The sequence below is a fragment of the Streptomyces sp. NBC_01498 genome, assembly GCF_036327775.1.
Lineage (GTDB): Bacteria > Actinomycetota > Actinomycetes > Streptomycetales > Streptomycetaceae > Streptomyces.
The window spans coordinates 932194-958002 of the sequence record NZ_CP109598.1 but is presented as its reverse complement, the minus strand read 5'-3'; the positions used below and the strand labels follow the sequence as shown (position 1 = coordinate 958002).

Sequence of the window (25809 nt, the reverse complement as noted above, 5' to 3'; positions counted from 1 at the left end):
TCCTGCGTCCGTCGGCGGTCGTGCCGGCCGTCCGTCGGCAGGGGTCGGCGATGGTCGCGTGGTGGGTCAGTTCTCCACGGTGCGGCGCTTGCGCGCGGCCCAGGTGATGCCAGCGCCGGCCACGAGTATGACGGCGGCGGCGCCCGCGATCAGCGGTGTGGTGCTGGACGAACCCGTCTCGGCGAGGTCGTCACCGGCCGGGCTCGGCTGGGACGAGGGAACCTCGGCCGCCTCGGTCGTCTTGCTGGGCTCCGGCTCGGGAGTGGGCTCCTCCGCCGGCGGGGTGGCGGGCGGCGTCGTGGACGGCTCGGTCCCGGGCTCGGTGCCCTCGCAGACCGGAGCGGTCTTCTCCTGGTCCAGCGAACCGTCGTTGCCCGAACCGTCCTTCACCACGAGGTGAAGCGTCAGATCCTTGTCGTGCTTGGGCAGTTCGATCTTCTTGTGGAACTCGCCACCGAACTTCTCGGTGGGCAGCAGGTCCTTGCCGTCGACGCTCAGGGTCACCGTGTTCTCGGCGCCGGCGGTGTAGTTGACGAGATCGACGCTCACCTCCGAGCAGGTCACGGTCCACGCCGGGGTGTGCGCCACCGCCGGGGCGGCGAAGAGGCCGGCGCCGAGCGCACCCGCCGCCGCGACCGTCACGAGCGCCCCGGGGCGCCGCCACGATCTGTTGAATACAGTCACGTAATCCTCCGCGTATGAAACCGCGCCGCCCAGGATGACGGCGCGCGCGCACAGTACCGCCATCCGGGGCCCGTTCCGGACGCGCCCCTACCGATTTGACCGTCCCATGGGGTCGTTGGACTTCAAACCTGTTCCCGGTCCCCCTGTCCGCCACCGACCCCTTGCCGCCCTCCCGGCGCGTTTGTAACGTGGCGCGAATGCCCCGCCGGAAGCGCGTTCCGTGTGGTCGGGGCCGTGTCCGAGCCGCACCGTCCGAGCCGATGAGGTGAGCGGGATGCCCAAGCCCGGAACAACGGGACGAACCGTGCGCGCACAACTGGCCGTCGCGGCGGCGACGTTGCTGTTGGCGCTTTTCGTACCACCGGCCGCCGCGCGCGAGGACGGTCCGGTCGCCGATCCGCTGCCCGATCCGACGCTCTCCGAAATTGGCCTGGTACTTGACGAATTCTCGACGCTTCCGAGGTCGGAGCCGGTGCCGCCGCCGACCGACGACCGGCTGAACCGCTGGGCCCGGATCAACTACGCCGGTGAAGTCCCCGACGGCTCGGGCCGGTTGTACGTCCCCGACCTCAACGGGCCGCTGTATCTGCTGGACGGCTCCGGCACCCCCACCGAGTACCTGGACGTCGGCGCGGCCGTCGGACCCGACTTCTGGTCCCACCAGGGGCTCGGCAGCGGCTTCGGATTCGTCGCGTTCCACCCGGAGTTCGCCGGCAACGGCCGGTTCTACACCGTCCACACCGAGGCCCGCTCCGCCCTCACCACCAAGCGCCCCGACCTGCCGTCCGGCGGGGTCACCGCCGTCCACAGCGTGATCACGGAGTGGACGGCCGACGACCCGGCCGCCGGGGAGTTCACCGGAGCGCGCCGCGAGGTGATGCGCCTCGGCTTCCAGGGCACGGTCCACGACATCCAGGAGATCAACTTCAACCCCCGCTCCCGTCCGGGCGACGAGGACTACGGGCTGCTGTACATCGCGGCGGGCGACGGCGGCGCGGGCTGGCGCAGCTCCGTCCCGCAGGACCTGTACGTCCCCCAGGGCAAGATCCTGCGCATCGACCCGGACGGCGACGACGGCCCCGGCGGCCGGTACGGCATCCCGGCGACCAACCCGTTCGTCCACCGGCAGTACGTGCTCGGCGAGATCTACGCGTACGGGCTCCGCGACCCGCACCGCTTCAGCTGGGACGCGGGCACCGGCCGAATGTTCGTCGGGAACATCGGGGAGCACCGGGTGGAGTCCGTGTACGAGGTCCGGGCCGGGGACAATCTCGGCTGGAGCGACCGGGAGGGGCCCTTCGAGTACCGCAAGGAGGGCAACCCGACCTGCGGCGTCTACCCACTCCCCGACAACGACGGGCAGTACGGCTACACGTATCCGGTCGCCGCCTTCGACCACGTCCCGCCGCCGGACGCGCCCTGCGCCGACAGCGGCAACGCGCTGATCGGCGGCTTCGTCTACCGGGGCACGGAGATCCCCGGACTGCGGGGCAAGTACGTGTACGGCGAGGGCGTCGGCGGCCGGATCTTCTACTCCGAGGTCGCGGAGATGCGGCGCGGCGGGCCGCTCGCCGAGGTCCACCAGTTCCGGATCCTCGACGCGGCCGGCACCCCGACCTCGATGGCGGAGCTGGCCGGGGACGACCGGGTCGACCTGCGGTTCGGCACGGACGCCGCGGGCGAGCTGTACGTCCTCGCGAAGGCCGACGGCACGATCTGGAAGGTGACCGACGCACGCTGAGCGGGGCCCGCCCACCGCTCCCGGGACCGCGCGGAGATCGTCTCGCGGTCCCGGCCGGGCGCGAGGACAATGGGCGAGGGGGACAGTGGGCCGACGGGTGGCACGAGGACGCGAGAAGCAGAGTGATCGTCGTTGTCCCGGTCACGGTCGGGCACGCGCACTGCCGTCCGTACGACCCGAAACGCCACAGTCCGGAGTCGAACGTGAGCCGTTCCCGCATTGTCGTCGTCGGAGCCGGGTTCGCCGGCTTCGAGGCCGCCCGTACGCTGTCGCGGCGCGTACGGGACGAGGCCGAAGTCGTCCTGCTCAACCCGACCGACTACTTCCTGTATCTGCCCCTGCTGCCCCAGGTGGCCGCCGGAATCCTCGAACCGCGCCGGGTGGCCGTCCCGCTGCCCGGCTCGCTGCCGCGCGTCCGCCTCGTCCTCGGCGAGGCCCGGCACATCGACCTGGACAACCGGCTGGTGCGCTACAGCGGCCCCGAGGGCGAACGCGGCGAGCTGACGTACGACCGGCTGGTCCTCGCCGTCGGCAGCGTCAACAAGCTGCTGCCCATCCCCGGCGTCGCCGAGTTCGCCCACGGCTTCCGGGGCCTGCCCGAAGCCCTGTACCTGCGCGACCACGTCACCCGCCAGATCGAGCTGGCCGCCGCCGGCGACCCCGCCGAGAGCGCCGCGCGCACCACCTTCGTGGTCGTCGGGGCGGGCTACACCGGCACCGAGGTCGCCGCCCAGGGCAAGCTTTTCACCGACGCCCTGATCCGCAGGCAGCCCGGCTGGGGGCGGAAGCCGGCCCCGCGCTGGCTGCTGGCCGACATCGCGCCCCGGGTCCTGCCCGAGCTGGACCACCGGCTGTCCGGCACCGCCGACCGGGTGCTGCGCGGGCGCGGCGTCGACGTGCGCACCGGCACCTCCGTCAGGGAGGCCACCCGCCGGGGCGTCCAGCTGGACAACGGGGAGTTCGTGGAGACCCGGACCCTCGTCTGGTGCGTCGGCGTACGACCGGACCCGCTGGTCGCCGATGTCGGCCTGCCCGTCGAGCACGGGCGGCTGCTGGTCGACCCGCGGCTCGGTGTCCCCGGCCACCCGGAGGTGTTCGCCTGCGGCGACGCCGCCGCCGTCCCCGACCTGACCCGGCCGGGCTCGTACACGCCCATGACCGCGCAGCACGCCTCCCGCCAGGGCAAGGTGGCCGGCCGCAACGTGGCCGCGTCCCTCGGGTACGGGGAGCGCCAGACGTACCTCCACCACGACCTCGGGTTCCTGGTGGACCTCGGCGGGGTCAAGGCCGCGGCCAACCCGCTGGGGGTTCCCCTCTCCGGGCCGCTCGCCGGGGCCGTCACCCGCGGCTACCACCTGGCGGCCATGCGCGGGAACCGGGTGCGGGTCGCCGCGGACTGGATGCTCGACGCGGTGCTGCCCCGGCAGTCCGTCCAGCTCGGGCTCGTACGCTCCTACACGGTGCCGCTCGACACCGCGTCCCCCGAACTGGCGAGGGTCCCCGGCGGGCCCGGGAAGGATGAGCCATGACGAAGGAATCGCTGACGGCGCGCGAGGTCGAGGACCGGCTGCCCGCGCTGCCCGAGTGGACCGTGGAGTACGGGAAGCTCACCCGCACCTACCGGCTCGCCGACCACTTCGCCGCGGCGGCCATGGTCCTCCATGTGGCGCGTATCCAGGAGGAGTTGAACCACCACTCCGACCTGACGCTCGGCTACAACACCGTCGACGTGGCGGTGAACTCGCACGACGTCGGCGGGATCACCGACCGGGACTTCGACCTGGCCGCCCGCGTCGAGGAGATCGCCCCCGCCCACGGCGCCGAGTGAGGCCGCCCCCGCGCGGCCGGCCTGGCAACCTGGTCCCATGGACGCACTCGCCGGACTTCTCGACGGGCCCCGCGCCCGTGGCGCCTTCCTGCTGCGGATGGTCATGGAACCGCCGTGGTCCGTACGGATCGAGGACCGCGCGCCGCTCTGCCTGATGTCAGTCACCCACGGCGAGGCGTGGATCGTCCACGACACGGCGCCCGGGCCGGTCCCGGTGCGCCCCGGCGACATCGTGGTCGTTCGGGGCCCGGAGGGGTACACCGTCAGCGACACCCCCGGCCGCGCCCCGCACGCCGTCATCGGCCCCGGCGGCATCTGCCGCACCCTGCGCGGCGAACCGCTCGAAGAGACCATGCGGCTCGGCGTACGGACCTGGGGCAACGCCCTCGACGGCGCGTCGGAGACGCTCGTCGGCACCTACCTGATGGACGGCGAGGTCAGCCGGCGGCTGCTGGACGCGCTGCCCGACGTCCTGCGGCTGCCCGCCGGCGACTGGGACTCCCCGCTGCCGGCGATCCTGGACGACGAGATCTCCCGCGACGACCCGGGCCAGAGCGTCGTCCTCGACCGGCTGCTGGACCTGCTGCTCATCGCCGTGCTGCGGGCCTGGTTCTCCCGCCCCGGCGCGGCGGCGCCCGGCTGGTACCTGGCCCTGGGCGACCCGGTGGTGGGCCCGGCCCTGCGGCTGCTCCAGGACGGACCGGCCCACCCCTGGACCGTCGCGTCGCTCGCCGCCCGCTGCGGGGTCTCCCGCGCCTCGCTCGCCCGCCGCTTCACCGCCCTGGTGGGGCGGTCGCCGATGGCCCACCTCGCCGACCTGCGGCTCTCCCTCGCCGCCGACCTGCTGCTGCGCACCGACGCCACCGTCGACGCGATCGCCCGGAAGGTCGGCTACGCCAACTCGTTCGCGCTGAGCACGGCGTTCAAGCGGGTACGGGGCGTCAGCCCGCAGGAACACCGGTCGGGCGGCCAGGAGCCGGGGCCCGCCGCCACGCCCCCGGACCCGGCACCCCCGGTCCCGCCCGTCCCCGCCGCCCCGGCCCCGGTCAGCGGTAGAGCGCGTCCACCTCGACCGCGTACGCCGTCTCGATCGCCTTCCGCCTGAGCTTCATGGACGGCGTCAGCAGCCCGCGTTCCTCGGTGAAGGGCTGCGCCAGGATGCGGAACGTACGGATCGACCCGGCCCGCGACACGGCGGTGTTGGCCGCCACCACCGCGCGCCGCAGCTCCCGTTCCAGATCGGGGTCCCGCACCAGGTCCGCCGGCCGCAGCGGACCCCTGCCGCGCATCGCGAGCCAGTGGTCCACCGCCTCCTGGTCCAGGGTGACCAGCGCGGCGATGTACGGCCGGTCGTCCCCGACCACCAGGCACTGGGCGACCAGCGGATGGGCCCGTACGCGCTCCTCCAGCGCGGTCGGCGACACGCGCTGGCCGCCCGACGTCACCAGGATCTCCTTCTTCCGCCCGGTGAGGGTCAGATAACCGTCCGCGTCGAGCGAGCCGAGGTCGCCGGTGGCGAGCCAGCCGTCGCGCAGGACCGCGTCGGTCGCCTTCGGGTCGTTCAGATAGCCGCCGAAGACATGCGGGCCGTTCAGCCACACCTCGCCGTCCCGCGCGATGCGCACACCGGTGCCGGGCAGGGGCTGCCCCACCGTCCCGTGGCGGGTGCGCTCCGGCGGGTTGGCCGTCGCCGCCGCGCTCGACTCCGTCAGGCCGTACCCCTCGCAGACGGTGACCCCGGCGCCCGCGAAGAACAGGCCGAGCCGCCGGTCCATGCCCGAGCCGCCGGACATCGCGTGCCGCACCCGGCCGCCCATGGTCTCGCGCACCTTCGCGTACACGGTCCTGTCGAAGAACTGGTGCTGGAGCCGCAGCCCCGCCGGCGGTCCCGGACCGAGCCCGAACGCCTTGTGCTCCATCGCCTCCGCGTGGGTGACCGCCACGTCCACCGCCTTGTCGAAGGCCGCCGCCCGGCCTTCGCGCTCCGCCTTGCGGCGCGCGGCGTGGAAGATCCGCTCGAAGATGTACGGCACGGCCAGCACGAAGCTCGGCCGGAACGCGGCGAGGTCCGGCAGCAGTTCGGCGGCCCGCGTCACCGGCTGGTGGCCGAGCTTGACCCGGCCCCGGACGGCCGCGACCTCCAACGTCCGGCCGAAGATGTGCGCGAGCGGCAGGAACAGCAGCGTCGACGGCTCGTCACCGCGCCGCGAGCGGAAGACCGGCTCCCAGCGGGCGATCAGCGTGTCCGTCTCGAACATCAGGTTGGCGTGGCTGATCAGGCACCCCTTGGGGCGGCCGGTGGTGCCCGGGGTGTACACGACCGTGGCGGTGGAGTCGGGTGTCACGGCCCGGCAGTGCCGGTGCACCACCTCGTCCTCGATCCCGGCGCCCGCGCCGGTCAGCTCCGCGACGGCCCCGGCGTCCAGCTGCCACAGCCGTTTCAGACCGGGGAGCCGGTCGATCACCGAGCCGACGGTCATCGCGTGGTCCTCGTGCTCCACCACGCACGCCGACACGTCGGCGTCGTACAGGATCCAGAGGACCTGCTCGGCGGACGACGTGGGGTAGACCGGCACCGGCTGGGCGCCGATCGACCAGAGCGCGAAGTCGAAGAGCGTCCACTCGTACCGGGTACGGCTCATCAGCGCGACCCGGTCGCCGAACCGGATGCCCTGCGCCAGCAGCCCCTTCGCCAGGGCCAGTACCTCGTCCCGGAACCCGGCCGCGCTCACGTCCCGCCAGACGCCGTCCGCGCCCTTGCGGCCGAGGGCGACCCGGTCGGGATCGTCCATCGCATGATCGAACACCGCGTCCGCCAGCCCGCCAGCCCGGGGCGCGGACGCGATGGGTCGGACAGTGAACTCGCGCAATGACCTGCTCCTCGTGGCGCTCCGTACGGCGCCGTGACGCTACCCCACGGGGCAGCCCGGCGGCAGGGGGCGGAGATAAGTGGAGCAGTTCCGTATCGTTCCAGGTCAGAGGGGGCTCACCGGACCCGCGTCGGGGGCGGGCGCGGACGCCCGGCGGGGGAGCGCTCTCAGGCGGCGGGAATCTCCACCGAATCTGTACGACGGCCTTACGGTGCCTGCCTCTGGCCAGGCCGGAAGGGCGCACGCGGAGCCCCGAGGGCGAGCGAGCCGATGGTGTGCGCGGGGCCCGCTCGGCGAGTGAGCCGACGGTGTGCGCGGGGCCCGCTCGGCGAGTGAGCCGAAAGGGCGCGTCGGTGTCGAAGGGGAGAGCGCGCGGAGCCCGCGAGGAACGAGTGGGTGAGCACGGTCGACCGTCGACACCGCTTGGGCGTCCCGGAGGGGGACCGAGCTTCCGGAAAGGCGAGTGGGTGCGCACGGTCGACCGTCGACGCCGGCTCAGGCGCCCCGGAGGGGGACCGAGCCTCCGGAGAAAGGGGGCCGGGACCCGGCCGGCGCAGGGGGCGCTCCCCGCCGGCCGGGCCCGTATCCCGTGCAGCCGTGCAGCGGTCGCGTGTCACACCTCGCTGTGGAGGGCGATGCGGTCGTCGCCGGCGTACACGTTCATGGAGGGGCCGCGCAGGAAGCCGACCAGGGTGAGTCCGGTTTCGGCGGCGAGGTCGACGGCGAGTGACGACGGCGCGGAGACCGCCGCGAGGACGGGGATGCCGGCCATGACGGCTTTCTGGGCGAGTTCGAAGGAGGCCCGGCCGGACACCAGCAGGATGACCCGGGAGAGGGGCAGCAGTCCTTGCTGGAGTGCCCGGCCCACGAGTTTGTCGACGGTGTTGTGGCGGCCGACGTCTTCGCGTACGTCGAGGAGGTCGCCTTCTTCGGAGAAGAGCGCCGCGGCGTGGAGACCCCCGGTCCGGTCGAATACCCGCTGTGCTGCCCGCAACCGGTCGGGGAGGGCGGAGAGCAGGGCGGGTTCGACGCGGACCGGGGGAGTGTCGGTGAGGGGGAAGCGGGTCGTGGTGCGTACGGCGTCGAGGCTGGCTTTGCCGCACAGTCCGCAGGAGGAGGTGGTGTAGACGTTGCGTTCCAGGGTGATGTCGGGGAGTTCGACGCCTGGTGCGAGCTGGACGTCCACGACGTTGTAGGAGTTGCGGCCGTCGTCGGTGGTTCCGCCGCAGTACACGATGGAGCGGATGTCGTCGGCGGAGCCGAGGACGCCTTCGCTGACGAGGAATCCGGCGGCGAGGGCGAAGTCGTCGCCGGGGGTGCGCATGGTGATGGCGAGGGGTTTGCCGTTCAGCCGGATTTCCATGGGTTCTTCGGCGACGAGGGTGTCGGGGCGGCTGGTGACCGCTCCGTCTCTGATGCGGAGGGTGCGGCGGCGCTCGGTGACCCGTCCCATGGTGTTCTTCCCCTCGGTGCTGCTGTGTGTGCTGCTTCCGGTAATGGCTCTGCGTGTGCGGGGTGGCGTGGGTTCCCGGGGTGCTGGTGCGGCCGGGTGACCTCGGCGGTTTCATTGTCCTGCACGTGCGGGGCGACGTGCGTCGTCGCTGTGCGTTCCCGCCCGCGTGTGCCGCGTTCCACGTTTCGCTCCCCGGTGGTCATGGATGGTGACCGAGCCATTGCATACAGTATCCCGTCGAGTCGCGGGGAGGGGAAGTCTCCCGTACGGATTTTGTGCGGAGCGTGTGGAGCCGGGGAGGCGCACGGGGCGCTGGGGACCACGTCGTAGGCCGCAGGTCGTAAGCCTTCGACCCGGAACTTCGAGTCCCGGCCACCGACCCCCGCCCCCCGGCCACCGCCCCCCGGCCGCCGACCCCCGCCCCCCGGCCCCGAGCCCTGCCCCCGCGCCGGGCGCCGGACGGCCCGTTCCGTCCGGCGCCCGGCGGCCGTCCCTACGCGGCGGCGCCCCGCGCCAGCAGGTCCGAGATGGCGTCGACCGTACGGAGCGTCGGCACCTCGACGCCGCACATGGCGGCGAGTTCGACGACGGCGGCGAGCAGCACGTCCAGCTCCATCGGCTTCCCCTTCTCCAGGTCCTGGAGTGTGGAGGTCCGGTGGTCCCCGACCCGTTCCGCGCCGGCCAGCCGGCGTTCGACGGAGATGTCGGGGTGGGAGCCGAGTGCCTCGGCGACCCGGAGCGTCTCGTTCATCATCTGTTCGATGACCGCGCGGGTGCCGCCGTGCACGCACATCTCCCGCATCGTCGCGCGGGTCAGCGCGCTGATCGGGTTGAAGGAGATGTTGCCGAGGAGCTTGATCCAGATCTCGTCGCGCAGTTCGGCCTCGACCGGGCACTTGAGGCCGCCCGCCCGCATGGCCTCGCCGAACTCCTTGGTGCGCGGCGAGAGCGACCGGTCCGGCTCGCCGATGGAGAACCGGGTGCCTTCCAGGTGCCGGACGACTCCCGGCCCCTCCAGCTCCGTCGCCGCGTAGACGACGCAGCCGATCGCCCGGTCCGGCGGGAGTACGGCGCTGACCGAGCCGCCGGGGTCGACGCTCTCGATCCGGCGGCCGTCGTGCGCGCCGCCGTGCCGGTGGAAGTACCACCAGGGGATGCCGTTCTGGGCGGCGATGACCGCCGTGTGGTCCTGGAGCAGGGGCGTCACGAGCGGCCCGCACGCCGCGTACGAGTTCGCCTTGAGGCCCAGGAACACGTAGTCGACCGGACCGATGTCGGCCGGCTTGTCGGTGGCGTGCACCCGCGCGGTCCAGTCCCCGCGTGGGCTGTGCACCCGGACTCCGTGCTCGCGCATGGCCGCCAGGTGCGGTCCACGGGCGATGAGATGGACTTCGGCGCCTGCGCGATCGAGCGCGGCTCCGACATAGGCGCCGATCGCTCCGGCGCCGACGACTGCGACTTTCACCGTGGGGCTCTCCGTTCGCTCTGAGGGTGGTGGGAGAAGCGCGGAATCAGCGAAAGAGACATACTTTGCCGACGATATATTGTCTACAGTATGGAATAACTGCCGACAAGACGTCCGGCAACGGCAACGGCACCCCGCCGACCGGGACCGGTCCGTGGCGAGCCGGGGATCTTCCCGAAGATGCCGGGGATCTTCCCAACGCAACGAAGCGTTCCTAGAGTTCGCGACCATGACCCCACCACTCGCCCCGGTCGGCTGGAGCCGCTGGCTGGTACCCCCCGCGGCGCTCTCGGTGCACCTGTCGATCGGTCAGGCGTACGCCTGGAGCGTGTTCAAGCCCCCACTGGAGTCCGCCCTCGGCCTCTCCGGCACCCAGAGCGCCCTCCCCTTCCAGCTGGGCATCGTCATGCTCGGCCTGTCCGCCGCCTTCGGCGGCACCCTCGTCGAACGCAACGGACCGCGCTGGGCGATGACCGTCGCCCTCGTCTGCTTCTCGTCCGGCTTCCTGCTCTCCGCGCTCGGCGCCGCCACGGAACAGTTCTGGCTGATCGTCCTCGGCTACGGCTTCGTCGGCGGCATCGGACTGGGCATCGGCTACATATCGCCCGTCTCGACGCTGATCAAGTGGTTCCCCGACCGGCCCGGCATGGCCACCGGCATCGCGATCATGGGCTTCGGCGGCGGCGCGCTCATCGCCTCGCCGTGGTCCGCGCAGATGCTGGAGTCGTTCGGCGCCACCAACGAGGGCATCGCCAAGGCGTTCCTCGTGCACGGACTGGTCTACGCGGTCTTCATGCTGCTCGGTGTCCTGCTGATCCGCGTACCGCGCCCGGACGCGGCGCCGAAGGCGGCGCCCCCGCCCGCGTCGGCCCTGATCACCACCGCGCAGGTGTCCGCCAGGTCGGCAGTCCGGACGCCGCAGTTCTGGCTGCTGTGGGTCGTCCTCTGTATGAACGTCACCGCGGGCATCGGCATCCTGGAGAAGGCCGCGCCGATGATCACCGACTTCTTCGCGGGCACCGGCACCCCCGTCTCCGTGTCGGCGGCGGCCGGTTTCGTCGCCCTGCTGTCGGCGGCCAACATGGCGGGCCGTATCGGCTGGTCGTCCACCTCCGACGTGATCGGCCGGAAGAACACCTACCGCCTCTACCTGGGCGCCGGCGCCCTGATGTATCTGCTGATCGCGCGGTTCGGCGACGAGTCCAAGCCCCTGTTCATCATCTGCGCGCTGGTGATCCTCTCCTTCTACGGAGGCGGCTTCGCCACCGTCCCCGCCTATCTCAAGGACCTGTTCGGCACCCACCAGGTGGGCGCCATCCACGGACGGCTGCTCACCGCCTGGTCGGTGGCGGGCGTCCTCGGCCCGCTCATCGTGAACCGGGTCGCCGACAGCCAGGAGGCGGCGGGCCGCAGCGGCCCCGGACTGTACGGGCTCTCGCTGACCGTCATGATCGGGCTGCTCCTCGTCGGCTTCGCCGCCAACGAACTGATCCGCCCCGTGCACCCCCGCCACCATCTGCCCGAGACCACCCCCGGCGGCACGTCCGCACGACCGAAGGAGACCACCGATGGCCACAGCACCGGAGAGCGGGAGCGCGCCGCCTGAGTCCCGGCGGACGGCGCTGACCGTCTTCGCCTGGTTCTGGGTGGGCCTTCCCCTCGCGTACGGTCTGTACGAACTGGTCCGCAAGGCCACCCAGCTGTTCACCGGCTGACCCGGGCCCCGGGCGCGGGCGGATGATCCGGAGTCTCCAAGTGGAGGCGGAGAATCCTGTCGGGTCGGCTGCACCGTTACCGGCCGGTCGCTGACAAGACTGGGGACCTCCTGACGTCGAACGAAGAGGAGGTCCCGGGCATGACCGGCACTCGTATCGCCGCGCTCGGGCACTACCAGCCCGCCAAGGTGCTCACCAACGACGACCTGGCGGCGATGGTCGACACCAGTGACGAATGGATCAGGAGCCGGGTCGGCATCAGGACCCGGCATGTGGCCGGGCCCGACGAGCCGGTGGACGAACTGGCCGCGCACGCGGCGGCGAAGGCCCTCGCCGCCGCGGGCCTGACCCCCGCCGACATCGATCTCGTGCTGGTCGCCACCTCCACGGCGATCGACCGGTCGCCCAACATGGCCGCGCGCGTCGCCGCCCGGCTCTCCATGGGCTCACCGGCCGTGATGGACCTCAACGTGGTGTGCGCCGGCTTCACCCACGCCCTCGCCACCGCCGACCACGCCGTACGGGCGGGCGCGGCCACCCGCGCGCTGGTCATCGGCGCCGACAAGATGGCCGACATCGCCGACTGGACCGACCGCTCGACCTGTGTCCTGGTCGGCGACGGCGCGGGCGCGGCGGTCGTCGAGGCGGTCCGGCCCGGCGAGGAGCCCGGTATCGGCCCGGTGCTGTGGGGCTCGGTGCCCGAGATGGGCAACGCCGTACGGATCGAGGGAACCCCGCCCCGCTTCGCCCAGGAGGGCCAGTCCGTCTACCGCTGGGCCACCACCCGGCTGCCCCCGATCGCCCGCCAGGTCTGCGAGCGCGCGGGCATCACCCCCGAGGACCTGGCCGCCGTCGTGCTGCACCAGGCCAATCTGCGGATCATCGAGCCCGTCGCCCAGAAGATCGGCGCCGTCAACGCGGTGATCGCGCGCGATGTCGTGGACTCCGGCAACACCTCGGCCGCCTCGATCCCGATGGCGCTCTCCAAGCTCGTGGAGCGCGGGGAGGTCGCCTCGGGCGCCCCGGCGCTGCTCTTCGGCTTCGGCGGAAACCTGTCGTACGCCGGTCAGGTCGTTCGCTGCCCCTGAGGGGGGCGGTTTTCGGTAGACTGTAGACGATAGCCAATTGACCGGTGGTCAATCACCCGGCCGTCACGCACGTGTCACTGTCGTCGTCAGCGCCGCAGCCGTCGCCATGCCAGGAGGGGTACCGCATGTTGTCCGCAGGACTGCCACAGGGCTCCGTGCCCAAACTCGAACGTCCCGGCCCGCTGCGCGAGCGCGTCTACGAGGCCCTGCTCGAACTGATCACGGTCCGTTCGCTGCGTCCCGGACAGCATCTCGTGGAAAGCGAACTCGCGGGCCATCTCGGGGTCTCCCGGCAGCCCGTGCGCGAGGCGCTCCAGCGGCTGAACAACGAGGGGTGGGTCGATCTGCGGCCCGCCCAGGGCGCGTTCGTGCACGAGCCGACCGAGGCGGAGGCGGACCAGCTGCTCTCCGTCCGTACGCTCCTGGAGGCGGAGGCCGCGAGGCTTGCGGCAGCGAATTCCGGCTCGGCCGGGATCGCCGCGCTGGAGGCGCTCTGCGCCAAGGGCGAGCAGTCGGTGGCCGACGACGACGTGGAGCTGACGGTCGCGACGAACGCCGCCTTCCACGCGAAGGTGATGGAACTGGCGGGCAACGTCGTCCTGGCGGAACTGGCGGCCCGGGTGGACCGCCGGGTGCGCTGGTACTACGCGCCGGTGGCCCGGCAGCGGGGCACCCGGTCCTGGATCGAGCACCGGGCGCTGATCGCGGCGATCTCCGCGCGCGACGAGGCGGCGGCGACGGAGGTCATGCGCTCCCACACGGAGCAGACCCGCACCGCGTACCACCACCGCGGGGAGACCCAGGTATGACCGATTCGCACATGTGCGAGTGAAGCGCGAGTGAACAACGAGGCGCCTCCGGCGAGTTGCGGGGGGCGCCTCTCGCGTACGCCGTGATCCCCCCGCGCCGGAGGCGCCGCGCGGCACCCGTCCGCACGCCCCGGCCCGCCCGCCGCCCCGTCGGCGTCGGTCCGCCGACTCCCGCGCGGGCCGGGCGCGCTGGCCCGCTCGGGCGCCGGTCCCGCCGAACGCCTCTCCTCGCCTTTGTCCTCAGTGTGGAGAAAGTTGAGGAGGATTCCCGCTCAACTTCTTCCCACTCGGGGAAAGCGCTGCTACGTTCCCCTCGAAAGCCCGTCGAAACGACAACCGACGCAGGCACACATCACACAGCCGAGAGGCGGGGAGGGGCGCGTGAGACGTATGACCGCACGACCCGCGAACGCTCATCAGGCGCGACTGCTCCGGCTCCTGCGTGATGGCGGCCCCAACTCCCGCGCCCAGCTCGGCGATCAGGTCGACCTCTCGCGCTCCAAGCTCGCCGTCGAGGTCGACCGGCTGCTGGAGACCGGACTGGTCGTCGCGGACGGACTCGCCGCCTCGCGCGGCGGCCGGCGCTCCCACAACATCCGCCTCGCCCCCGCCCTGCGCTTCCTCGGTGTGGACATCGGCGCCACCTCCATCGATGTCGCCGTCACCAACGCCGAACTCGAAGTGCTCGGCCATGTCAACCACCCCATGGACGTCCGCGAGGGCCCCGTCGCCGTCTTCGAGCAGGTGCTCGCGATGGCCGCCAAGCTCAAGGCGTCCGGACTCGCCGACGGTTACGACGGCGCCGGCATCGGCGTCCCCGGCCCGGTCCGCTTCCCCGAGGGTGTCCCCGTCGCCCCGCCGATCATGCCCGGCTGGGACGGCTTCCCCGTACGGGAGGCGCTCAGCCAGGACCTCGGCTGCCCGGTCATGGTCGACAACGACGTGAACCTGATGGCGATGGGCGAGCAGCACGCGGGCGTCGCCCGCTCCGTGGGCGACTTCCTCTGCGTCAAGATCGGCACCGGCATCGGCTGCGGCATCGTGGTCGGCGGCGAGGTCTACCGGGGAACGACCGGCAGCGCGGGCGACATCGGCCACATCCGGGTCGAACCCGACGGCCGCGCCTGTGTCTGCGGCAACAGGGGCTGTCTGGAAGCCCACTTCAGCGGCGCGGCACTGGCCAGGGACGCCGAGGACGCCGCCCGTACGGGCCGTTCCGCCGAACTCGCCGCCCGTCTCGAAGCGTCCGGCCGGCTCACCGCCGCCGATGTCGCCGTGGCCGCCGCCGCGGGCGACCCCACCTCCCTCCACCTCATCCGTGAGGGCGGCAACCGCGTCGGCCAGGTCATCGCCGGGCTCGTCAGCTTCTTCAACCCCGGCCTCGTCGTGATCGGCGGCGGCGTCACCGGACTCGGCCACACCCTGCTGGCCAGCGTCCGCACCCAGGTCTACCGCCAGTCGCTCCCCCTGGCGACCGGCAACCTCCCCATCGTGCTGGGGGAGTTGGGTCCCACCGCCGGAGTCACCGGCGCGGCCCGCCTCATCAGCGACCACCTCTTCTCCCCGGCCTGACACCGGCACCCCCGACGTCGGGCCGACGGCACCCGCTTCACCTCGTTCCACCGAAATAACAGCAAAATACGCAACAAAAGCACCAGTCGCACGAGCCGCACCACCACGGGCAAGAACCGCACCGCCCGCGACACGGCACCACCCACCGCACACGGCACCACCGCCCGTTCGAGCCGCACCGCCCCGCCTGTTCCGCACGCCCGTACGCCCGTACGCACACCCGCTCACCGGCCGCATCCGCCGAGGGGATACGCCATGGCACCAGCACCACCCGAAGGCCACCTGCTCACCATGACCGGCATCACCAAGCTGTTCCCGGGCGTCCGCGCCCTGGACGGCGTGGACCTGGCGGTCCAGGCGGGCGAAGTCCACTGCCTGCTCGGCCAGAACGGGGCCGGCAAGTCCACACTCATCAAGGTGCTCGCCGGCGCGCACCAGCCCGACGACGGTGTCATCACCTGGCGCGGCGAAGAGGTCCGGCTGAACTCGCCCATCGCGGCGATGAAGCTCGGCATCGCGACCATCTACCAGGAACTCGACCTGGTCGAGGGCCTGTCGGTCGCCGAGAACATCTTCCTCGGCCACGAACCGACCTCCGCCGGCTTCATCGTCAAGGGCGGCGAGGCCAGGGCCGCGGCCACCGCGCTGCTCGCCCGGCTCGGCCACCCCGAGATCCCGGCCGGCCGGGCCGTCGGCGAACTCTCCGCCGCCCACCAGCAGATCGTCTCGATGGCCCGCGCGCTCTCCCACGACGTACGGCTCATCGTGATGGACGAGCCGTCGGCGGCGCTCGACCCGGACGAGGTCGACAACCTCTTCCGTATCGTCGAGACGCTCACCGCCGACGGGGTCGCGGTCATCTACATCTCCCACCGGCTGGAGGAGATCCGCCGCATCGGCGACCGCGTCACCGTCATCAAGGACGGCCGCACCGTCGCCGTGGGCCTGCCCGCCAAGGAGACCCCCACCAGCGAGGTCGTCTCCCTGATGACCGGCCGCAAGGTGGAGTACGTCTTCCCGGACCGCCCCGCGGTCGCCGACGCCCCGCGCGGCGAGCCCGTGCTGCGGACCGAAGGACTCACCAGGGACGGGGAGTTCGCACCGGTCGACCTCGAACTGCGGCCCGGCGAGATCGTCGGCCTCGCGGGGCTCGTCGGCTCCGGGCGCTCCGAGATCCTGGAGACCATCTTCGGCGCCCGCAAGGCCACCGCCGGCCGGGTCCTGGTCGACGGCCGGGAGCTGAAGCCCGGCAGCGTCCGCGCCGCCGTCCGCGCCGGACTCGGCCTCGCCCCCGAGGAGCGCAAGGCCCAGGGCCTGCTGCTCATCCAGTCGGTCACCCGCAACGTGTCGATCTCCTCGCTGGCCCGGTTCTCCCGGGGCGGCTGGATCGACAGGGGCGCCGAGCGCAAGGCCGCCCAGGGCGCCACCCGGGAACTCTCGCTGCGCCCCGACAACCCGGACGCGATCATCCGCACCCTGTCCGGCGGCAACCAGCAGAAGGCCGTCCTGGCCCGCTGGCTGCTGCGCGGCTGCCGGGTGCTGCTGCTCGACGAACCCACCCGGGGCGTGGACGTCGGCGCCCGCGCCGAGCTGTACTCCGTGATCCGCCGGCTGGCCGACGAGGGCCTCGCCGTACTGCTCGTCTCCAGCGAGGTCCCCGAGGTCCTGGGCCTCGCCGACCGGGTGCTGGTGCTCCGGGAGGGCCGTGTCGTCCACACGTCACCGGCCCAGGAGCTGGACGAACACCGTGTACTCGATCTTGTGATGGAAGGGAGTCCGACGCCATGACACAGCCTGCCTCTGAGGCGCGGCAGGGCGGGCCCGACGCCGCACCCGCCGCGGCACCGGCCGACGCCGTGCCGCTGACCAAGCCCGCCGGGAAGACACCGGGAGGCTCCGGGGGCCGGCCGCCGCTCGGGCTGCGTCTCGATTTCCGGACGCTCTCGCTGCTCGGGGTGCTCGCGGCCCTGATGGTCGTCGGCGGCATCACCAAGCCCGACAGCTTCCTGGACACCAACAACCTCCAACTGGTCCTGACGCAGGCGTCGATCATCGGTGTCGTCACCGTCGGCATGACGTTCGTCATCACCAGCGGCGGCATCGACCTGTCGGTCGGCGCGATCGTGGCCCTGGCCTCGGTGTGGGCGACGACGCTGGCCACCCAGGAGTACGGCTTCGCGGGCATCCTGTTCACCGCGATCGTCGTGGGTCTGGCCTGCGGTCTGGTCAACGGTGTGCTGATCGCGTACGGCCGGATGGCACCGTTCATCGCGACCCTCGCGATCATGGCGTCCGCCCGCGGCCTGGCGCTGCTGATCACCGACGGCAACACGCAGATCGTCACCCTGCGGTCGGTGCTCGACCTCCATGCCCGGGACTCGTACATCTTCGGCATCCCGCCGCTGGTCATCATCTTCGCGGTCGTGACGGTCATCGGCTGGCTGCTGCTGAACCGTACGACCTTCGGCCGCCGCACCATCGCCGTCGGCGGCAACGCGGAGGCGACCCGACTCGCCGGTATCGACGTCCGCCGCCACCGGCTCTATCTGTACCTGTTCTCCGGTCTGTGCTGCGGCATCGCGGCCTTCATGCTGATCGTGCTCTCCGGCTCCGGACAGAACACCAACGGAAACCTCTACGAACTCGACGCCATCGCCGCGGCGATCATCGGCGGCACCCTGCTCAGCGGCGGTCGCGGCACGATCGTCGGCTCCGTGCTCGGTGTCCTCATCTTCACCACCATCACCAACATCTTCGCGCTCAACAACCTGCAGAGCGACGTCCAGCAGATCGCCAAGGGCGCGATCATCATCGCCGCCGTGCTGATCCAGAACCGCACGGTGCGCAACGGCGACACCTGATCCCGGGCACCACCCGAGCCCACCGCGCACCGCCAACCCGCCGCACCGCTTCGTACACACGCTCACACAGCTCCACTGAAGGGGACGAACCGCCATGCCAGAGACGAGCCGCAGAAACCTGTTGTTCGGCACCGCCGCGATCTCCGCGGGTGCCTTCCTCACCGGCTGCACCAGCAACGAGAAGGACGAGCCCAAGGCGGCCGACACCCAGCCCGTCGCCGACGACAAGCCCGGCAAGCCCGTCACCATCGGCTTCGCCGGCCCCCAGGCCGACCACGGCTGGCTGAACGCCATCAACGACAACGCCCGTGCCCAGGCGAAGAAGTACTCGGACGTCACGCTCGACATCACCGAGGGCTCGAACGACACCGCCGCCCAGATCGGCCAGATCGACGCGCTGATCAACAAGAAGGTCGACGTCCTGGTGATCCTGCCGGCCGACGGCAAGGCCCTCACCCAGGCCGGTCTCAAGGCGATGCGCGCGGGCATCCCCGTCATCAACCTGGACCGCATCTTCGCCGACCCGCAGGCCTTCCGCTGCTACGTCGGCGGCGACAACTACGGCATGGGCGTCAACGCGGGCAACTACATCGGCGAGAAGCTGAAGGACAAGCCCAACGCCACGGTCATCGAACTGTCGGGCCCCGACAGCCTGGAGCTGACCAAGCAGCGCACCCAGGGCTTCGACGACGCGCTGAAGAACTACCCGAACATCAAGAAGGTCGCCCGCCAGGCGGCCGACTTCACCGTCGAGTCCGGCCAGGCCAAGATGGCGCAGCTGCTCCAGGCCCAGTCGAAGTTCGACGCCCTGTGGAACCACGACGACGACCAGGGTGTCGGCGCGCTCCGCGCGATCGACCAGGCGGGCCGTGACGACTTCCTGATGGTCGGCGGCGCGGGCGCCAAGTCGGCGATGGACGCCATCAAGGCCGACAACAGCGTCCTGAAGGCGACCGTGCTGTACCCGCCGATCATGGCCTCGTCGGCGATCGACCTCGCCCGCGCGCTGGGCCAGGGCAAGGGCGTCAGCGGGATGGCCGGACTGGAGATCCCGGCCCAGGTGACCCTGTTCTCCGCGGTTGTCGACAAGAACAACATCGACGAGTACCTGCCGCAGGGATTCAGCTGACCGGCTCCGCCCTGTCGACCCCCACACACGTGCGAGAGACGAGGAGTACTCCCTTATGACCAGCAGGGAAGCGTCGGAGAAGGAAGCCGGCGCACCGCCGCCACTCGGTATCGGCATGATCGGATACTCGTTCATGGGTGCCGCCCACTCACAGGGCTGGCGCACGGCGGGACATGTCTTCGATCTGCCGATGCGGCCGCGTCTCGCCGCGATCTGCGGGCGGGACGAGACCGCCGTCGCCGCGGCGGCCGGGAAACTCGGCTGGGCCGCCGCCGAGACCGACTGGCGGGCCCTCATCGCACGTGACGACGTGCAGCTGGTCGACATCTGCACGCCGGGGGACAGCCACGCGGAGATAGCGATCGCCGCGCTGGAAGCGGGCAAGCACGTGCTGTGCGAGAAGCCGCTGGCCAACTCGGTCGCCGAGGCCGAGGCCATGGTCCGGGCCGCCGAGGCGGCCCGGACCCGGGGCCAACTGGCCATGGTGGGCTTCAACTACCGGCGGGTGCCCGCGATCGCGTACGCCCGCAGGCTGGTCGAGGAGGGGAGGCTCGGCGCGCTGCGGCACGTCCGGGTCACCTACCTCCAGGACTGGCTGGTCGACCCCGGGTTCCCCCTCACCTGGCGGCTCAAGCGGGAGCACGCCGGGTCGGGGGCGCTCGGCGACCTGGGCGCGCACATCGTGGACCTCGCGCAGTTCCTGACGGGGGAGCCACTGGTCGGGGTCTCGGCGATGACCGAGACCTTCGTCCGGGAACGGCCGCTGCTGTCCGGCGCTTCGGCGGGCCTCTCGGCGACCGGCGGGGCCGAGACCGGCCCCGTCACGGTGGACGACGCCGCGCTGTTCACCGGACGGTTCGCCTCGGGGGCGCTGGCGTCCTTCGAGGCCACCCGGATGGCATCCGGCCGCAAGAACGCGCTGCGGCTGGAGATCAACGGCGAGCGCGGTTCGCTCGCCTTCGACCTGGAGCGGCTCAACGAGCTGTCGTTCCACGACCAGTCGGAGCCCGCGGTGACCGCCGGCTTCCGGCGGATCCTGGTCACCGAGTCGGAACACCCGTACCTGGACGCGTGGTGGCCGCCGGGCCACGGGCTCGGCTACGAGCACACGTTCGTGCACCAGGCCAAGGATCTGGTCGAGGCGATCGCCGCCGGGACCGACCCGAGGCCGTCCTTCGCCGACGGTCTCCAGGTGCAGCGGGTCCTCGCCGCCGTGGAGGACAGCGCGGAGAAGAACGCCATCTACACACCCGTGCCGGCCCCGTCCGGAACCGAGTCCTAGGAAGGTCCGTATGCCACGCCCGTTCACGCTGTTCACCGGTCAGTGGGCCGATCTGCCCCTGGAAGAGGTCTGCCGGCTCGCCCGTGACTTCGGTTACGACGGTCTGGAACTGGCCTGCTGGGGCGACCACTTCGAGGTCGACAAGGCACTCGCCGACCCGGGCTATCTGGAGAGCCGCCACCAGCTGCTCGACAAGTACGGCCTCAAGTGCTGGGCGATCTCGAACCACTTGGTCAGCCAGGCCGTCTGCGACAGCATCATCGACGAGCGCCACCAGGGCATCCTGCCCGGCCGCATCTGGGGCGACGGCGAGCCCGAGGGCGTACGGCAGCGGGCCGCCGCCGAGATCAAGGACACCGCCCGCGCCGCCGCCGCCTTCGGCGTCAACACCGTCATCGGCTTCACCGGTTCGTCCATCTGGCATCTGCTGGCGATGTTCCCGCCGGTGCCGCCCGCCATGATCGAGCGCGGCTACGAGGACTTCGCGGAGCGGTTCAACCCGATCCTCGACGTCTTCGACACCGAAGGGGTGCGCTACGCCCACGAGGTGCACCCGGGCGAGATCGCGTACGACTACTGGACGACGAAGCGCGCGCTCGAAGCGGTCGACCACCGGCCCGCGTTCGGGCTGAACTTCGACCCGAGCCACTTCGTCTGGCAGGACCTGGACCCGACCGGCTTCCTGTACGACTTCAAGGACCGGATCTACCACGTCGACTGCAAGGAGGCGCGCAAGCGTCTCGACGGCCGCAACGGCCGGCTGGGTTCGCACCTGCCCTGGGGCGACCCGCGGCGCGGCTGGGACTTCGTCTCCGCCGGGCACGGTGACGTGCCGTGGGAGGACGTCTTCCGCATGCTGGGGGCCATCAACTACGAGGGCCCGATCTCGGTCGAGTGGGAGGACGCCGGGATGGACCGGCTGGCCGGCGCGCCCGAGGCCCTGGCGGACCTGAAGCGGTTCGACTTCGACCGTCCCACCGCGTCCTTCGACGCGGCGTTCGGCGGCGGGGAGTAGCCGCGCAGCCGTAGCAGCCCGGCGGTGGAACCCTCATCGCCGGGCCGTCCGGCATGTCCACGTCCCCCTTTGTCCTGAACCGGGGAAAAGATGAACTTCATTGCCGCGCAAGGGCTTTTCGTCCCGGACGAACAGGACTACGGTCGCTGAGGTGTACAGGACACATTGACTTCCGGTACGACGGTGCCCTCCGGCGGGAGGACCCTCCGGGCCGGCGTCGACCGGGGAGGTCCCGCTGAGACGACGTCAACTCGCCTGCGGGCAGGGTCCCGTGTGCACCGCGCCGTGGCGAAGGAGCGAGCCCGTCGAAGGCCGAAAGCCGACGACGGGCCCTTCGGCCTGCCCTTTTTCTCTTTGTCCTCAGGGTGGAAAAAGTTGAACCCAATTGCTGCGCAAGGTCTTTCCGGCTCGGACCAACCCGGCTAACGTCCACCGACATGTAGGGGGCACGTTGCTCGTACAGAACGTCCCCCGACCCGTCGGGGCAGGGCGCTCCACGTCCGCCCGACACCCGCACGTACGAACAGCCCCACCCTGGAGGACTTTCGTGCCCAGAAGACGTCATAGATCCAAATCCCTCCTCGCACTCGTGGCCGGCGCTCTGATCGCCGGCACCATCTCCGCCATCCCGGCCAGCGCCCACCCGGACGACCCGCACCCGGCGGACGGCGCCTTCCAGCAGGTCGCCCTCGCCAAGGGCGCCGACGAGGTGGGCGAGCCCATGTCGCTCGCCGTGCTGCCGGACCGTCAGGTCCTGCACACCTCGCGCGACGGCACGCTCCGCATCACCAACGCCGCCGGCGACACCAAGGTCGCGGGCAAGCTCGACGTGTACACGCACGACGAGGAAGGTCTCCAAGGCGTCGGTATCGACCCCGGCTTCGCCGAGAACCGCGCGATCTACCTCTACTACTCCCCGGTGCTCGACACCCCCGCCGGTGACGCACCCGAGACGGGCACGGCTGCCGACTTCGCCGCCTTCGACGGGTACAACCGGCTCTCCCGCTTCACGCTGAACGAGGACGGCACCCTCGACAAGGCCAGCGAGAAGAAGGTCCTCGACATCGAGACCAACCGCGGTCTGTGCTGTCACGTCGGCGGCGACATCGCCTTCGACGCGGACGGCAACCTCTACCTGTCGACGGGTGACGACTCCAACCCCTTCGCTTCCGACGGCTACACGCCGATCGACGAACGCTCGAACCGCAACCCGGCCTTCGACGCCCGTCGTTCCTCCGGCAACACCAACGACCTGCGCGGCAAGGTCCTGCGGATCAAGGTCGCCGAGGACGGTTCGTACACCGTCCCCGAGGGCAACCTCTTCGCCCCCGGCACCGCCAAGACCCGCCCCGAGATCTACGGCATGGGTTTCCGCAACCCCTTCCGTATCAACGTGGACCAGAAGACCGGCATCGTCTACGTCGGTGAGTACGGCCCCGACGCCGGCTCGGCGTCCGACGCCCGCGGCCCCGCCGGCCAGGTCGAGTTCGCCCGCATGACGGAAGCCGGCAACTTCGGCTGGCCCTTCTGCACCGGGAACAACGACGCCTACCGCGACTACGACTTCGCGACCGGCGTCTCCGGCCCGGCCTTCGACTGCGCGGCGCCCAAGAACGACTCGCCGCACAACACCGGTCTCACCGACCTCCCGCCGGCCCAGGCCGCCTGGATCCCCTACAACGGCAGCAACGTCCCGGAGTTCGGCGACGGCTCCGAGTCCCCGATGGGCGGCCCGGTCTACAACTTCGACCCGGAGCTGGACTCCGCGGCGAAGTTCCCCGCGGAGTACGACGGCGACTTCTTCGCCGGCGAGTTCGGCCGTGAGTGGATCAAGCGCATCGAGAAGGAGGACGACGGCACCGTCACCGCCATCCACGACTTCCCGTGGACCGGCACCCAGGTCATGGACATGGAGTTCGGCCCCGACGGCGCCCTCTACGTCCTGGACTACGGCCGCGCCTGGTTCGGCGGCGACGAGAACTCGGCCGTCTACCGGATCGAGAACATAGCCGACGGCCGGGCCCCGGTCGCCGTGGCCGCCGCCAACAAGACCTCCGGCAAGGCGCCGCTGCGGGTCACCTTCTCCTCCGCGGGCACCGTGGACGGGGACGGCGACGAGATCACCTACGCCTGGGACTTCGGTGACGGCGGCACGTCCACCGAGCCCAACCCCTCCTACGCGTACAAGAAGAACGGCACCTACACCGCGACGCTGACCGCCACCGACCCCAAGGGGCACACCGGCAGCGCCTCCGTCCGGGTCGTGGTCGGCAACACCGCGCCCAAGGTGACGCTCACCGTGCCCGCCGACGGCGCCCTCTTCAAGTTCGGCGACACGCTGCCCTTCAAGGTCACCGTCACCGACCCCGAAGACGGTCCGATCGACTGCGCCAAGGTCACCGTCAACTACATTCTCGGCCATGACAGCCACGGCCACCCGATCACCTCGGCCAAGGGCTGCGAAGGCACCATCACCGCCCCGGCGGACGGCGAGCACGACCCCAACGCCGACATCTTCGGAGTCCTCGACGCCGAGTACACCGACGGCGGAGGCGGCGGCCAGGCCGCGCTCACCACGCACGACCAGGTCCAGCTCCAGCCCCGCCACCGGCAGGCCGAGCACTTCACCGGCCAGTCGGGCATCAAGACGTACGACAAGGCTCCCGCCAACGGCGGCAAGACCGTCGGCGACATCAGCAACGACGACTGGATCTCCTTCAAGCCGTACAACCTGACCGGGTCCAAGACCCTGACCGCCCGGATCTCCTCCGGCGGCTCGGGCGGATTCCTCGAAGTACGTACGGGCTCCGCGACCGGCACCCTCCTCGGCTCCGCGCCGATCCCGGTGACCGGTGGCTGGGAGACCTTCCAGGACATCGACGTACCGCTGCGCTCGGTGCCCAAGACCACCACGGAGCTGTTCCTCGTCTTCAAGGGCGGCCAGGGCGACCTGTACGACCTCGACGACTTCGAGATCAGCGACAAGGCCGTCGGCAAGACCGAGAAGCGGGTCCTCGTCTTCTCCAAGACCGCCGGCTTCCGCCACGACGCCATCCCGGCGGGCATCGCGGCCCTGAAGGAACTGGGCGCGAGCAGCAACATCACCGTCGACGCCACCGAGACCGCGGCGCAGTTCACCACCAACAACCTCGCCCGGTACGACGCGGTGGTCTTCCTCTCCACCACCGGTGACGTCCTCAACCCCGAGCAGCAGAAGGCGTTCGAGTACTACATCTCCACCGGCGGCGCCTACATGGGCGTCCACGCCGCCTCGGACACCGAGTACGACTGGGCCTACTACGGCAAGCTGGTCGGCGCGTACTTCTCCGGCCACCCGCAGATCCAGCAGGCCACCGTGCGGGTCGAGGACCACGACCACCCGTCGACCGGCCACCTGGCCGACGAGTGGCAGCGCACCGACGAGTGGTACAACTACCGCGACAACCCCCGCTCCGACGTGCGGGTCCTCGCCACCCTGGACGAGACCACCTACCAGGGCGGCACCATGAAGGGCGATCACCCGATCGCCTGGTGCCAGAGCTACGAGGGCGGCCGGTCCTTCTACACCGGAGGCGGCCACACCAAGGAGTCGTACACCGAGGCGGCCTTCCGCGAGCACCTGCTCGGCGGGCTGCGCTACGCCGCCGGCCAGGTCAAGTCCGACTGCAAGCCCAACACCGGCTACCGGGACCTGTTCAACGGCAAGACGCTGAACGGCTGGAAGCAGGCGGGCCCCGGCAAGTTCAACGTGGGCGGCGGCGAGCTGCACACCGAGGGCGGCATGGGCATGCTCTGGTACCAGGCCAAGCAGCTGGGCTCGTACTCCCTGAAGATGGACTGGAAGATGGACGGGGACGACAACTCCGGTGTCTTCATCGGCTTCCCGGCCTCCGACGACCCCTGGTCGGCCGTCAACAACGGCTATGAGATCCAGATCGACGCCACCGACGCGGCCGACCGCACCACCGGCTCCGTCTACACCTTCAAATCGGCCAACATCAAGGCCAGGGACCAGGTCCTGCGGCCCCCCGGCCAGTGGAACAGCTACGAGATCAAGGTCCAGGGTGAGCGGGTCCAGGTCATCCTGAACGGAGTCAAGATCAACGACTTCACCAACACCGACCCGGCACGCAGCCTGAAGGACGGCTACATCGGCATCCAGAACCACGGTGCCGACGACCAGGTCGCGTTCCGCAACATCCAACTGAAGGAACTGGCCTCCTAGCTCCGGCCGGGAGAGCCACCGGCCTCCTGGTTCCGACCAGGAGGCCGGCCGCCAGCCGGCGGCGGGCGGGGA

At 71.1% G+C, this 25809-nt stretch carries 19 protein-coding genes; 15 read left to right on the top strand and 4 right to left on the bottom strand.

Annotated elements, in window-relative coordinates:
• Positions 1-66 precede the first annotated feature (66 nt).
• On the bottom strand, positions 67-684 hold the full coding sequence (locus OG875_RS03605) for an LAETG motif-containing sortase-dependent surface protein (protein ID WP_330172750.1): 618 nt from the start codon (positions 682-684) through the stop codon (positions 67-69).
• Positions 685-988: 304 nt separating this feature from the next.
• Between OG875_RS03605 and OG875_RS03600 the strand changes: the two genes are divergently transcribed.
• From OG875_RS03600 to OG875_RS03585, 4 genes are all read left to right on the top strand, one after another.
• Positions 989-2425 carry a PQQ-dependent sugar dehydrogenase gene (locus tag OG875_RS03600; protein WP_330172749.1) on the top strand — a complete coding sequence of 479 codons (1437 nt, stop codon included), beginning with the start codon at positions 989-991 and terminating at the stop codon, positions 2423-2425.
• A gap of 203 nt (positions 2426-2628) precedes the next feature.
• Entirely contained in the window at positions 2629-3954 is a 1326-nt protein-coding gene (locus OG875_RS03595; RefSeq protein ID WP_330172748.1) for an NAD(P)/FAD-dependent oxidoreductase, read from the top strand.
• Positions 3951-4253, top strand: a complete 303-nt coding sequence (locus OG875_RS03590) for a 4a-hydroxytetrahydrobiopterin dehydratase (protein WP_330172747.1) — start codon at positions 3951-3953, stop codon at positions 4251-4253. The genes OG875_RS03595 and OG875_RS03590 overlap by 4 nt, the downstream gene beginning before the upstream one ends.
• Positions 4254-4290: 37 nt before the next feature.
• Positions 4291-5358, top strand: coding sequence for an AraC family transcriptional regulator (locus tag OG875_RS03585; RefSeq protein WP_330172746.1), 1068 nt, complete (start codon positions 4291-4293; stop codon positions 5356-5358).
• On the opposite strand, the gene OG875_RS03580 is transcribed toward OG875_RS03585, so the two are convergent.
• From OG875_RS03580 to OG875_RS03570, 3 genes are all read right to left on the bottom strand, one after another.
• A complete protein-coding gene (locus tag OG875_RS03580; RefSeq protein WP_443079055.1) occupies positions 5300-7123 on the bottom strand; it encodes an AMP-dependent synthetase/ligase in 1824 nt (607 codons plus the stop codon). The genes OG875_RS03585 and OG875_RS03580 overlap by 59 nt on opposite strands.
• A 613-nt stretch (positions 7124-7736) precedes the next feature.
• Positions 7737-8576 (bottom strand): formate dehydrogenase accessory sulfurtransferase FdhD, encoded by an 840-nt coding sequence (gene fdhD / locus OG875_RS03575; RefSeq protein WP_330172745.1) that lies wholly within the window; start codon positions 8574-8576, stop codon positions 7737-7739.
• Positions 8577-9069: 493 nt separating this feature from the next.
• The gene (locus OG875_RS03570; protein ID WP_330172744.1) at positions 9070-10041 is read right to left on the bottom strand and encodes a 2-dehydropantoate 2-reductase; all 972 of its coding nucleotides are present in this window, start codon (positions 10039-10041) and stop codon (positions 9070-9072) included.
• A 229-nt stretch (positions 10042-10270) separates the two neighbouring features.
• Between OG875_RS03570 and OG875_RS03565 the strand changes: the two genes are divergently transcribed.
• The 11 genes from OG875_RS03565 to OG875_RS03515 all read left to right on the top strand — a co-directional run bounded on the left by OG875_RS03565 (position 10271) and on the right by OG875_RS03515 (position 25737).
• On the top strand, positions 10271-11647 hold the full coding sequence (locus OG875_RS03565; protein WP_330172743.1) for an L-lactate MFS transporter: 1377 nt from the start codon (positions 10271-10273) through the stop codon (positions 11645-11647).
• The gene (locus OG875_RS03560) at positions 11610-11756 is read left to right on the top strand and encodes an MFS transporter small subunit (RefSeq protein WP_330172742.1); all 147 of its coding nucleotides are present in this window, start codon (positions 11610-11612) and stop codon (positions 11754-11756) included. The genes OG875_RS03565 and OG875_RS03560 overlap by 38 nt, the downstream gene beginning before the upstream one ends.
• A gap of 140 nt (positions 11757-11896) precedes the next feature.
• Positions 11897-12844, top strand: coding sequence for a beta-ketoacyl-ACP synthase III (locus OG875_RS03555; RefSeq protein WP_330172741.1), 948 nt, complete (start codon positions 11897-11899; stop codon positions 12842-12844).
• Between the two features lie 125 nt (positions 12845-12969).
• Positions 12970-13653, top strand: coding sequence for a GntR family transcriptional regulator (locus OG875_RS03550; RefSeq protein WP_330172740.1), 684 nt, complete (start codon positions 12970-12972; stop codon positions 13651-13653).
• 390 nt (positions 13654-14043) lie between these two features.
• Entirely contained in the window at positions 14044-15225 is a 1182-nt protein-coding gene (locus OG875_RS03545; protein WP_330172739.1) for an ROK family transcriptional regulator, read from the top strand.
• A 255-nt stretch (positions 15226-15480) separates the two neighbouring features.
• Positions 15481-17013 carry a sugar ABC transporter ATP-binding protein gene (locus tag OG875_RS03540; RefSeq protein ID WP_330172738.1) on the top strand — a complete coding sequence of 511 codons (1533 nt, stop codon included), beginning with the start codon at positions 15481-15483 and terminating at the stop codon, positions 17011-17013.
• A complete protein-coding gene (locus OG875_RS03535) occupies positions 17010-18086 on the top strand; it encodes an ABC transporter permease (protein ID WP_330172737.1) in 1077 nt (358 codons plus the stop codon). The genes OG875_RS03540 and OG875_RS03535 overlap by 4 nt, the downstream gene beginning before the upstream one ends.
• Positions 18087-18180: 94 nt before the next feature.
• Positions 18181-19215 (top strand): substrate-binding domain-containing protein, encoded by a 1035-nt coding sequence (locus OG875_RS03530; protein ID WP_330172736.1) that lies wholly within the window; start codon positions 18181-18183, stop codon positions 19213-19215.
• A gap of 55 nt (positions 19216-19270) precedes the next feature.
• Positions 19271-20497 (top strand): Gfo/Idh/MocA family protein, encoded by a 1227-nt coding sequence (locus tag OG875_RS03525; protein WP_330172735.1) that lies wholly within the window; start codon positions 19271-19273, stop codon positions 20495-20497.
• 10 nt (positions 20498-20507) lie between these two features.
• Complete coding sequence (locus tag OG875_RS03520; RefSeq protein ID WP_330172734.1) at positions 20508-21512, top strand: sugar phosphate isomerase/epimerase family protein; 1005 nt, start codon at positions 20508-20510, stop codon at positions 21510-21512.
• A gap of 547 nt (positions 21513-22059) precedes the next feature.
• The gene (locus tag OG875_RS03515; RefSeq protein ID WP_443079054.1) at positions 22060-25737 is read left to right on the top strand and encodes a ThuA domain-containing protein; all 3678 of its coding nucleotides are present in this window, start codon (positions 22060-22062) and stop codon (positions 25735-25737) included.
• The last annotated feature ends 72 nt before the right edge of the window (positions 25738-25809 follow it).